This window comes from Paenibacillus azoreducens, assembly GCF_021654775.1.
Classification (GTDB): Bacteria; Bacillota; Bacilli; order Paenibacillales; family Paenibacillaceae; genus Paenibacillus_AQ; species Paenibacillus_AQ azoreducens.
Genome location: NZ_AP025343.1, coordinates 803427 through 814382, shown reverse-complemented (window position 1 = coordinate 814382; position 10956 = coordinate 803427). Strand labels below are relative to the sequence as shown.

12 protein-coding genes are annotated in these 10956 nt (G+C 47.0%); 1 reads left to right on the top strand and 11 read right to left on the bottom strand.

Annotated elements, in window-relative coordinates:
* The 8 genes from L6442_RS03490 to L6442_RS03455 form a co-directional block, all read right to left on the bottom strand.
* Positions 1 to 681, bottom strand: a complete 681-nt coding sequence (locus L6442_RS03490) for a hypothetical protein (RefSeq protein WP_212981455.1) — start codon at positions 679 to 681, stop codon at positions 1 to 3.
* A 12-nt stretch (positions 682 to 693) separates the two neighbouring features.
* Entirely contained in the window at positions 694 to 1716 is a 1023-nt protein-coding gene (locus L6442_RS03485; RefSeq protein ID WP_212981456.1) for an SAF domain-containing protein, read from the bottom strand.
* A gap of 295 nt (positions 1717 to 2011) precedes the next feature.
* Entirely contained in the window at positions 2012 to 3262 is a 1251-nt protein-coding gene (locus tag L6442_RS03480; RefSeq protein WP_212981457.1) for a hypothetical protein, read from the bottom strand.
* Positions 3259 to 4344: a GGDEF domain-containing protein gene (locus L6442_RS03475; RefSeq protein WP_212981458.1), complete on the bottom strand. Its 1086-nt coding sequence runs from the start codon at positions 4342 to 4344 to the stop codon at positions 3259 to 3261. Before L6442_RS03475 ends, L6442_RS03480 begins: the two co-directional genes overlap by 4 nt.
* 270 nt (positions 4345 to 4614) lie before the next feature.
* The gene (locus L6442_RS03470) at positions 4615 to 5856 is read right to left on the bottom strand and encodes an FAD-dependent oxidoreductase (protein WP_212981459.1); all 1242 of its coding nucleotides are present in this window, start codon (positions 5854 to 5856) and stop codon (positions 4615 to 4617) included.
* A gap of 142 nt (positions 5857 to 5998) precedes the next feature.
* On the bottom strand, positions 5999 to 6547 hold the full coding sequence (locus L6442_RS03465; protein WP_194233601.1) for a YeeE/YedE thiosulfate transporter family protein: 549 nt from the start codon (positions 6545 to 6547) through the stop codon (positions 5999 to 6001).
* A 35-nt stretch (positions 6548 to 6582) separates the two neighbouring features.
* A complete protein-coding gene (locus L6442_RS03460; RefSeq protein WP_194233602.1) occupies positions 6583 to 6810 on the bottom strand; it encodes a sulfurtransferase TusA family protein in 228 nt (75 codons plus the stop codon).
* A gap of 79 nt (positions 6811 to 6889) precedes the next feature.
* On the bottom strand, positions 6890 to 7579 hold the full coding sequence (locus L6442_RS03455; protein ID WP_237100194.1) for a YeeE/YedE thiosulfate transporter family protein: 690 nt from the start codon (positions 7577 to 7579) through the stop codon (positions 6890 to 6892).
* Between the two features lie 172 nt (positions 7580 to 7751).
* On the opposite strand from L6442_RS03455, the gene L6442_RS03450 reads away from it, so the two are divergent.
* Positions 7752 to 8639 (top strand): LysR family transcriptional regulator, encoded by an 888-nt coding sequence (locus L6442_RS03450; protein WP_212981460.1) that lies wholly within the window; start codon positions 7752 to 7754, stop codon positions 8637 to 8639.
* A 14-nt stretch (positions 8640 to 8653) separates the two neighbouring features.
* On the opposite strand, the gene L6442_RS03445 is transcribed toward L6442_RS03450, so the two are convergent.
* From L6442_RS03445 to L6442_RS03435, 3 genes are read right to left on the bottom strand one after another with little or no spacing between them, the layout of a single operon-like run.
* The gene (locus tag L6442_RS03445) at positions 8654 to 9247 is read right to left on the bottom strand and encodes an undecaprenyl-diphosphatase (RefSeq protein WP_212981472.1); all 594 of its coding nucleotides are present in this window, start codon (positions 9245 to 9247) and stop codon (positions 8654 to 8656) included.
* 58 nt (positions 9248 to 9305) lie between these two features.
* Complete coding sequence (locus L6442_RS03440; RefSeq protein ID WP_212981461.1) at positions 9306 to 10040, bottom strand: ABC transporter permease; 735 nt, start codon at positions 10038 to 10040, stop codon at positions 9306 to 9308.
* The gene (locus tag L6442_RS03435; protein WP_212981462.1) at positions 10033 to 10953 is read right to left on the bottom strand and encodes an ABC transporter ATP-binding protein; all 921 of its coding nucleotides are present in this window, start codon (positions 10951 to 10953) and stop codon (positions 10033 to 10035) included. The genes L6442_RS03440 and L6442_RS03435 overlap by 8 nt, the downstream gene beginning before the upstream one ends.
* Between the last annotated feature and the right edge of the window lie 3 nt (positions 10954 to 10956).

Here is a 10956-nt window from a genome sequence, read left to right as displayed (position 1 = left end):
CTATTTGCTCCTTTCCGCCTGCTTCCATAAAGCGTGCGCTTGCTTCGCTTCAATCCCCAAAATGGATTCGACAATACTTTTAATCACCAGCTTGTATTCGGGGGACAACCGTTTCAACTGGACCGTTCCGGAAAATTGATTGTTTATTTTACGGCTCAAATCCCGTTCGTCTGGCACGTAGATCAACGGCTCCCTCCACTCAATCGGGAGATGATCATATTGCTGGACCAGAAAATCCTCCGTAAAGGTATGTTCAACCTCGCAGATGACTTTGGTCATGGTGACCAGCCGGTCTTTGGACAATTCCCGGACCAACGCTTCGAGCAGTACCTTATTTTCCTGGATAGAATGATTATCATAGGAGGTTACCAAGTAGAAATCATTCAAGGAAGCCAGGCCGCCGATTTTGAATGGGTCATCAATATCCACAATGACGTAATCGTAAGCATTCGAAGCGGTTAGCTCGCTAATTCCGGTTATATCCGGAACGGATTCGGCAATATCGAAATTGTCGTATTGATGAATCTCGGCTTCCATCTCCATTTTGGGATAGGTATGCCGATATCTTCCGCTTCGGGTCAGATCCGCCAGCAAAACCTCATGCTCCATGCCGAGCAGTTTGCATACGTAAAATAAAAGATCCGTTTTATCACAATCTCCAATAAAAACTATCTGCTTCACGATCTACATACCTCACTTCTTGATGGGAACTGAAACATTATTATCATTGAAAATTTGCGTCGAGCCGCTTGGATTGGCTTCCTGATCCGGCGCCTGGCCCCTGTTCTGCAAATTGTCGCCGTCAATCAATGGGTTTTGCTGAGCCGCGCCGTCGGGCTGATCCGGATTCGCATGGTATTCAAACGCTTTGGAATCGTCTTTGCTCTTGCCGTTTACGTATTTTTGAATATCTTCCTCCGGCATGGATTTCAAATCCTGTTCCAGCTTGGCGCGTACCTTGCGCTCCATCTCCGACTTGGCCACTTCAACAATGTTCGGATCGGAATCAATTAGGTCCTGAACCTTCGGATTAGGCGGATAAGTGACTACCGCTTCTTGCTGCATATATGGATCCACGTAATTCAGCGCGTAGATGGACGCGTTATTGATGTATGCATCCACGATGGCGCTTGACATGGTCAAAATCTCTTTTTCATTCATGTCATACCAGACGGTTCCCGTAAGCAGATCTTCGACTTTTTTCTTCGATAGTACAATGTAATCTTGGCCTGTCGGGAATTTGATGCGAACATCGACGAAGTCTTCCTTTTTCAGTTTCAAAGGCAGCTCGATCATTCGGAACTCCTGAATGCGGAGATCGTCCGGCGTAATTCCTTCTTCAAAGACCATCGGTTCCGTAATGACCGCATTGGCTTGAATATCGATTTTAATGAATTTGCCTACAACCGACTGCCTGTCCAGCGTATTAGCCGGAACCGAGCTCTTCGGCACGCTGATCGTCTGCAAATCTTCTTCCCGAAGCCGGTCGCCGGCCGCGTGGTCTTTATTGACAACGGTAACGTCAACCCGTTCTTCATTAAGCCTCTTCTCGGCTTCATTAAGCTTCAGCTGGATCTCAGCCGTGCGTTTTTCATATTTGTTATGTATGTAATTGAAGTAGAGATAGCCGAAAATAACGCAAATTAACAATACGGCCGCACCGCCGATCAATGAAGCAATCAGCAGCCGTTTTTGTCGAAAACGAATCCTTGACATCCTTCTGCTCCTTCCACATGTTAACGCTCGCTACCAAACGGCATTTTTCTCGTTGCTCTTAAGCGATAGTCATCATATAGTTCTCCGTCACCACTCTTCCTTCTTTCAACATTACCTCCAAAATACCTGTCAAAACCCCAAATCTAGGAAAATTATATCATACATTTTTTGAAAAATTTGTCGTTTATTGAATTAATTTATTTACAAAAATAAAAAATAGTGTTCAAGAACCGTTTCTTTAGTCATAATTCAACAAAAAAACGCCAAATCCAGGATTTGGCGAATGATATGGCATCTATAACTTAACGAGCAATACGATAACTAGAATAATGATAATCAGAACACATGCTCCGATAATGCTGTACAAGATATTTTTAGTGGATGCCTTCTTTTTCTCCCCCAGATATTTTTTGAGAACGTTATTCAGTAAAGCGTCCGTATCCGATTGGGTTTTATATGGATCGGGATGCGGAGGAATCCTGTATACCAGATTACCCGGAAGCTCTTTTCGGATATCTTTGATTCCCAGTTTCTCTATGAACGGAATGCAGTAGAGCCAATTGGATTGATCCATATGTTTGTGCTTTTCGCGGAATTGGATGATTTGCGGCTGCCTCCATTCGCTGCCTGCCCCTACAACAATTTGCACCCCGGCCCTGTAAAACTCATGTCCCCAATCATTATCCTCCATGCTGCCGATATCCAGAATCAAATAGTCGTAGCCATAGCTGATCAGTTTGCTCATGTCCTCCGGACTGCTGCTTTTGTAATATTCAACGCCGTTGATATTAAAATGCGCCGTTTGGCTTACGAAGTCCTTGATCCCTTCATATGCATGCTCGATCCGGCTGAAGTCGCGGGAGTTATTCGCCTCCTTGATAGCAGCCTTATAGCCCTTCCTGTTCAGATAATTGGCGATTAGAATACTGAAATGAGTGGCACCCATCTTGGATTCCGCTCCCGCTACCGCAACGGTAATCGTACCGATAATGCGATCCTGAAGAATGACGCGTTCCTGAACCGGCAGATCAGGCAATTCCAGGTCCATCACATCCGCTCCATGCAGCGGAGCCGCGGTTAATCTGGATGTATACCGGTAAATCTTGTCTTTTATCCGCTCCATGTTGAATTCCGGATCTTCGGTGATTTCGGTTCCGGAAGATTGACTATTGCCCGGCTGCAGCTTGATCAATGCTTTGATAATCGATTTAGGGTTCGTGCCGGGTGCGGTCGTAATGACTGTGATCCCCATTTCGGCCAATTTGTGAATCATTCCGTCATCATCCTGGCGGTCCAGCGCGATAACAATTACGGGAACCTGGCTGCGATAGGATCTGTATTGCCTTAAGCCTTCCATAAAAGCTTTTGGTTCAACGCAGTCCATATCCAAAATCAATGTCGAAATATTGATTCTGGCCGCCGATTGGCAGTCCTCCCAAAATTGCTCGGGCGTAAACCTGCCGACCTTTTCAAAGCTTATATCCATGTTCCCGATAGCTTCATGTACATAAGGAGCCGTTTTATTCGAAATAATAACCGCGTTCATTTCTGCACCCCGCTATCCGACAAAATTCTGCTCTGCTCCAGTCCGTGTATCTTGTCCAAACCGTGTTTCCGTGAACGTTCGGCCAATTGCGCCGCCTCATGGATAACATGCTCCAGCTCGTTGTCTTCTATGAGCAACATGTGCCCCGTAAAGATCGACCCGGGAGCCTCAAATTCCAATCTCATCCGGATTCGGTCCGACAAATCCCCGATTTCGACATCGGGTTTGGTGACCAGAACCGCAAATCCGTTTGGCGCATAACGACCTGAGATTCCAAACCCCTCTGTATATTTCATGATGGCGATCCCCAAATTTTTAAGAAGAACGTCGTTTAATAATCCGGTTCCATCGCTGTTCACAGCAATATCGATATAAATGATCCCAAAGGCTTGTTTCCGGTTGATCCATTGGTGAGCCTGCTGCATAAAATGCTTGCGCGTGAGCAGCCCCGTTATTTCATCATGCGTGGATGTAAAGGTTGCAGCCTGCATAATCCCCACAATCCTCTCAAACAACAAGCCAAACATAACCAACAGCGAGAAAATCAAAAACAAATTACCGAACAGCAGCAAACGTTCCACCTTCGTCATCGCCCATACAAAAAGGCAAAGCGCATACACGCTATACAGAGCAATGGCCAGAGTGTTTCGCAACCGCTCATTCTCTGAAAACAGCTTCAATGCGGAGTAGCATCCCAGCAGCGCAACAATCAATAAAATCAGCAGCGAAGACATTTCCGTAGGAAGAAAAAGCGAGGCTGCTGCGGCAAGCACCGTCAGAAAGGCAGTGCCCAGATGAACATATAGCCGATCGGTACGTTTATGGTAAAAAAGCCTGAAGCTGTTTATCTGCTGCATAATCAAACCGCATGTAAACAGGGATGCAAAAAACATATATACGACACCAGGCTTATCCGAAAAGGAGGCCAGCCCTATCGTCGCAAATACCCCCAATAAAGCCGCGCCGGAAAAATTCAAATAAAGCTGAGTTTTCCATCTTAAGTACATCAAGGCACACATTAACAATAAAATTAAGCTGATTCCAATAATCAATCCATCCTGCAAGGCTTGAAAACGCTCCACGACGCTCCCTCCTAAATTCTTGTGTTCGTTAATCTAAAACTCAATTTAAGGACTCTATGTATAGGTTTCAATTTAAGAGTTAGGTATTTATTCTCACTCCCTTATATCTTTTGTCCCAGGAGATTATAACACCAAAATTATGAAAAATATGTCGAAATCTGTTTTTAATTGATCGTTTGTGGATTAATATGAAATATATTCCCTCAACTGACGCAAAAAAGGCTGACATCCACATGCTTCATGTCAGCCCAAATTCTTTTCCTTCATTATCTATTTAACCAAACTTTTCATCTCTAACAAATCCACCAGCGACGCCGCATTAATATTTTCGGTCATTATCTGTTGGATCTTGCCATCCGTAAGGTAGGCCACGGCTGGAACGCGATCGATGCCCAATCTACCGGCAAGCCCGGGCGATTTGTAGACATCGACCTTGGTAACTCTGCAGTTTGCTGCATGCGCCCGCTCGAATGCCTCAATCTCCGGCAGCAGCTCCCGGCATGACGCGTCGGTGGCATTCCACAAGTAAACAACGGACGGCTGGCCGTGGTTCAAAATTTGATTTTCATACACTTCGCATTCCGAAATATACTTCTCCGCACCATAGCCTGCAATCGCGCCGTCGCCGACGGCGGTGGCCACCTGCTTCAGAAATTTGTCGCAGACGTCTCCCGCCGCAAAAACACCGGGAATGTTCGTCTCCATTCTCCCGTTCACGCGGACGTAGCCGTTCCGGTTCATACCGATCATTCCTTCGAAAATTTCCGTATTCGGCATGTAGCCGATAAACAGGAAACAGGAATCGACCGCAACCTTATGCAGTTCATTGGTTTTAAGGTTCTTCAGCACAACAGTATCCAGCCGTTCCCCGCCTTCGAAGGAATGGACAAGCGTGTTCCAGATGAATTCCATTTTCGGGTTTTCGAGCGCTTCGGTTTTGGCGATTTCATTGCAGTCCATTTTTCCGTGATCATGCATCACCGATACGATGACCCGATCCGCAAACTTGGTCAGGAACATGCCTTCTTCAATCGCGGCATCGCCGCTTCCGATGACCATGACCGTTTTCCCCGTGTTTGACGCGGCGTCACAGGTGGCGCAGAAGGAAATGCCTTTATCATATAAAAACTTATCCTCATTTTGCGCACCGGTCAGTCTTGGTTTCCCGCCGCTGGCGATAATGACGGCTTTGCATTCATACCGCTGCCGGAATGTCTCGACGATTTTGACGGTGCCTTCAAGCGACACCGCTTTGACATCGGTCATTTTGAAATCCACGCCGAATTTCTTCGCCTGTTTGTGGAACAAACCCATTAGCTCCGTTCCTGTCGCCCCTTCCGGAAAACCCGGATAGTTTTCAATCTCATTGGTATAGGTGGCGAGCCCGCCCACAAGCGACTTTTCCAGAATCAACGTCTTGAGTCTTGCGCGCCCGCAGTAAATTCCCGCCGTCAATCCAGCGGCCCCACCGCCTATGATGACAACGTCATATGCTACTGTTTCTTTGATCATTGCTGTTTGGTCCTCCTGTATTGGAAATTCAACCCCACAAAGTGACACGTGACCTTCGATGCCTATTCCGATTACTTTGCGGGGACCCCGGAAGTTTATTGATATGTTGAAAAGAGGCTGACTTCCGTCAGCCCTTTACGATCTACATAAAATATTTGGCCAAAAGCTTGCTGCCTATAAAAGCCCCGCCGAACAAGAACAGCCAGAAGATCCAGCCTGACAGCGACAGGGAAGAAATCGAAGTGAACAGCGCCCCGATGTTGCATCCGTTAGCCAATCTCGCGCCATATCCCATCAGCAGCCCGCCAAGCGCAGCGGCCACGATTTGCTTTTTGGATTTGATTTTCTTCAATTTGAATTCCGACGCAAACAGCGTAGCCAGAAAAGCCCCTAATATAATGCCGAGATTGCGGATCGACCCGCCATCATTCATGAAACCGCCGGATAATGTTTTTTGCGCCTTTTCCGAACTGAAATAAGCCCAATTGTCCACATTTCCGCCGACCAGCTTGTACATCCATGCCCCCCAGTCCGCAAATGCGCTGGTAACGCCCCAGCCTTTACTAAAGACAGCCAAATGGGCGATAGCGAATACCGCGAGCAGCACGGCCCCGGTTACATATGTAAACGGTTCTTTCAACAGACGCTTGTAGAAGCGGTTCGACGTGATTTTCAACCAAAATGCATTCACCGCTCACACCCCATCCTTTCTTCCTTTCGCGGAGGCTATTTGGTCTTTTCGATGACAACTTCCCATTCCCCATCGTCAATTTCTTCGATTTCCACATTATGCCCTTGCTTTCTGGCCCACTCCGGCACGTTTTTCATGGCGCAGCTGTGGTCGATCGATACGACCAGAACGTCGCCCACGCTTAGTTCGGCCATTTTTTTCTCCGTTCTCATCAGAGGTACCGGACAAGCTTCTCCCAAACAATCAAGCGTAAATTCTGCCATCTTGAAAACCACCTTTATCTTCATTTATTTTAGTGATACCAAAACTTTGTGAAAAGAGTAACTTATACTTATAACAGCGTCATTCAGCGCTTCCCATTTTCTTCTCTTGCCATTTCACGGAAGCGATGTAGAGCAGCAAAATAATGAGGGACTGAACGAGCAAGGCGCCCAGCCAACCGAATACATCCGGCAGAAATACGGCAGGCGCATCCTTGATGACATGTGCACGCCACCAGCCCATATCATGCGCTCCCCAAAGAGAACCGAGGACGAAGAAAAACAGCGAAATCATCTGCATCGTGAAACCTTCCCCGACACGCATCAGCGTTCCCGAAGCACAACCGCCGGCGATCACCATCCCGATGCCGAACAATACGGCGCCAATGGCAAGCGCGAGGCTGATTTGGCCCACATTTTCCATTCCGGGGATCGTTTCCCCTTTCATATGCGCCGAATATTTGATGGCCGTGAACCCGATCGTCGCCAGCGAACAGGCGATCAGTACCGCCCTCGTCACCGACGTGCTTCCCGTGATGCAAGGATCCCTCATTGAAGCCGTAAAGCAGAATCTCGATCTTTGCAAAATGACGCCAAACGAAATGCCGAAGAGCAGATAGACGACCATTTTGTCATTGTAGTAATTCAAATAAAATCCGAAGACAATGACGAGAGCGGTTGCCAATAAGGCAAATGGCAGCTGGCTCTTTTTAGGTTTTCTAGGCGCCCTGGTTCGGGTGGATTTCGTCGCGGGACCCGCAGTTTGTCCCATCTTGCAGCACCTCCAGCAATATGATATTTAACTTTGTGAAAATAGTAACATACTTTTTGGAGGCGTAGTCATATGCTTTGTTTATGCTGTATAAGTTTAGCTAATGGCATAAATGACAGGATCATTAATCGCATTAGCTATTCCGGCAGTTAAGAAAACAGGAGGGTCACGCATGAATTTGGAAACGCTTAAACTATTTCTGGACATCGCGGCGCTCAAAAGCATTTCGAAAGCGGCGAATACGGCGCATATTACGCAATCGGCGCTGAGTCAGCAAATCAAATCATGGGAAAACTCGCTCGGTACCGAGCTTCTTCAGCGGAGCAACAAAGGGACACAGCTTACGGAGTCGGGGCTCATTGCCCATAAATACGCGGTTCAGATCTGCAAACTGTATGATGAAATGATGATGGAAATGGAGCAGCAGTTGAAGCACGGATCGCATCAATTATCCATCTACGCGATTCCGGAAGTTTGCAATTACGCGCTTCCCTGCACCATGTATGAAATGAAAAAGCAATTTCCTGATTACTTGATCACGTTAAATGAAGGTCCTTCGACGCTGATCGAGGAACAAATATTGATGGAAGAAGCCAATATCGGGTTTATATCGGGGCCGTCGGCCCATCCCGAACTGAGCTCCTGCAAAGTTTTATTGGACCGGGTGATGCTTGTATCCGGCAGCAATACGCTGCGGCCCGACAAGATTAAATTAAGCGAGCTCTCCCGTTTTCCTTTGATCTGGTCGGCACAGCTGTCCTGCGTCCAGCGGGCCTTGAATGAGATTATGGAAGACAAGCCCAAGCTGAATATTCTCTACAATCTGGATTCGATTGAAGCCGTGAAGCTGGCTGCGATTAAGGGGCACGGAGCCGCTTTTCTTCCCTATATGTCCATTCGGAGGGAACTGCGCGGCAAGCAGCTGCGCATCATTCACATCGATAATTTTCAAGTATATAATGAAATTCATTTGATTAAAAAGAAAAACCAGCGCTGTCACCATGATACCCGGCAATTGATTCGTTATATCGAAAAAAGCCTGCCTGATACGGTATGCTGAGCGCTGACTTGATTTTACATACTACCGGACTTGCGGCGGATCGGCAAAACGCGCTGCTCCGCCTTTTCATATAAAGCCAGCAGTCGTTTGATCATCCCGAGTTTAGGTGCAAGCCAGTAGATAAACAAAGCCGAGATAATGCCAATCAGCGCTCCTGCTGCGATATCCACCGGATAATGAACCCCTACCCAAATGCGGGAGACAGCGACGCAGCAAGCAAGCGCAAGCCAAAGCCACCCCTCCATTCTCCGGACCAACCAAAAAGAGACGCAGACGGAGAAAAACAAAATCGTATGATCGCTCGGAAAAGAATTATCTATGGCGTGGTCTATGAGTTTGTTAACATGCGGCAGTTCCGCAAACGGCTGATGATGCTCATATATTTTCCCCGCCAATTTCCCGATGATTTCCGCCAAAACAAAAGCAAGTCCGGCCTGGATGACCATCATCCGGTTCCGGCTGCTGCGGGTAAACCAATATACAAGCATCGCCAGCGCGAGTACATACAGCATATATTCCGCCACAAAGACGGCAGCGGGATTCAGGAAAGGAAACTGCTTACCCAGATCATTAATTGCTCGAAACATATCGATATTCCATTGAGACATCATTTTAATTCCACCTGCATTTCTGTCTTATAATGAGAAGGATCCAACCCGTTCTACTTCAATGAATATCCGTTTTTTTGAAGTAGGCCATCGTCGCCAGTAGTCCAATAATTGAGGTAGCAATAATCGACACATAGGAATAAAACGGAGGATATGCAGGCACAAAGCCGTTCTCCGCAATCACATGCGCAGCCGACCACGGAAATATCGCTTTATCATCATGATTCGCGAGCGCTACATTTCCCATCGTAATCACGGCCGTAAAAATAATGGTGGGCACGAAGTTTTTGAACAGGAATGCAACAAACATCGTAGGAGTCGACAAAAGAAACAGCAGACTGCCCCCGACGAAAAACTTCTTCAGCGACAGCACAATGACACCCGCGGACAAACCCTCATACTGCGCGAAAAGGCCAAGAATCAATATCAGGCTCCACGACGTAAAGGTCAATATCATGATCCAGAAAAACAGGAGCACCAGCTTGCTGACAATAAGACTGCTTTTGGGCACAGGAATGGTTAATAGATTTTTTAATGTGTCTTCCGTATATTCACGGTTAAACAAATAAGTCGTAATGACTCCGTACAGCAGCGTTCCGATCAGCAGGATTGTATACAGATTGGTCTGTGACCACACCTCGCTGAACATGACGGATTTGTCGGGGTTTTTGGCCTTGTAACCCAAATACCCGATAAAGATCATAAATGGGGCTGCCGCCGCTCCAATGAGGCTGACCATAAACATTTTGGCCCGCTTCAGTTTCAGCAACTCGGTGTACAGTAAATTAATCAACCTTCCCGCCCCCAATCAATTGAATAAAATAATCTTCCAATCCGTCTTCGCTCAGCGCGATTTTCGTCACTTCAATCTGATGATCCACCAGCATCTTATTGATTTTCCCTTGGCTCCCCATATGCGAGTAGACGCGGATGATCCCCCCGTCATGCACCTCGTAGTCCGTAATGGCAAAATGCTGCTCGAGAAGCATGGCCGCCTTGTTATCATTCGAAACCTGGAATTCCAGAAATTTGCGGTTCCGCCGCCGAACCTCCGCAAATGAAATTTCCTCCAGCAGCTTGCCATGATGAATAATTCCGATATGATCCGCTAATTGCTCGACTTCCGATAAGATATGGCTCGAGATCAGAATCGTTATTTTCCGTTCTTCGGCCAGCGATTTGATCAGATTCCGGATCTCTTTAATACCGATCGGGTCCAAACCATTGGTGGGTTCATCCAATACGAGCAATTCCGGATGATGAAAAATGGCGCGGGCGATCCCCAAACGCTGCTTCATGCCCAAAGAGAATTTGCCGACCAGCTTATCAGGTTCATGCTGCAGCCCGACAATTTCGAGCGCTTCTTCTATAGCATTTTTTTTGTGAACCCCCATAAGCCTGGCATTGATCAGCAGATTCTCCCGGGCCGTCAGGTTTTCATAGAAGCCGGAAAACTCGACGATGGAGCCTACTCTCCTTAATATCTCTTTCTGTTTGGCGTATAACTGTTCCCCGAACATCTCGATATCCCCATGCGTCGGTTTAATCAAACCGAGGAGCATGCGGATGGTTGTCGTTTTACCCGCGCCATTTTGGCCGAGAAAGCCGTATATTTGCCCTTGCTTCACGGTCATGTTCAGGTTGTCTACCGCGGTCTGGCCGCCGTATTTTTTCGTTAATTGTGTCGTTTTTATAATTGCGGTCATTTG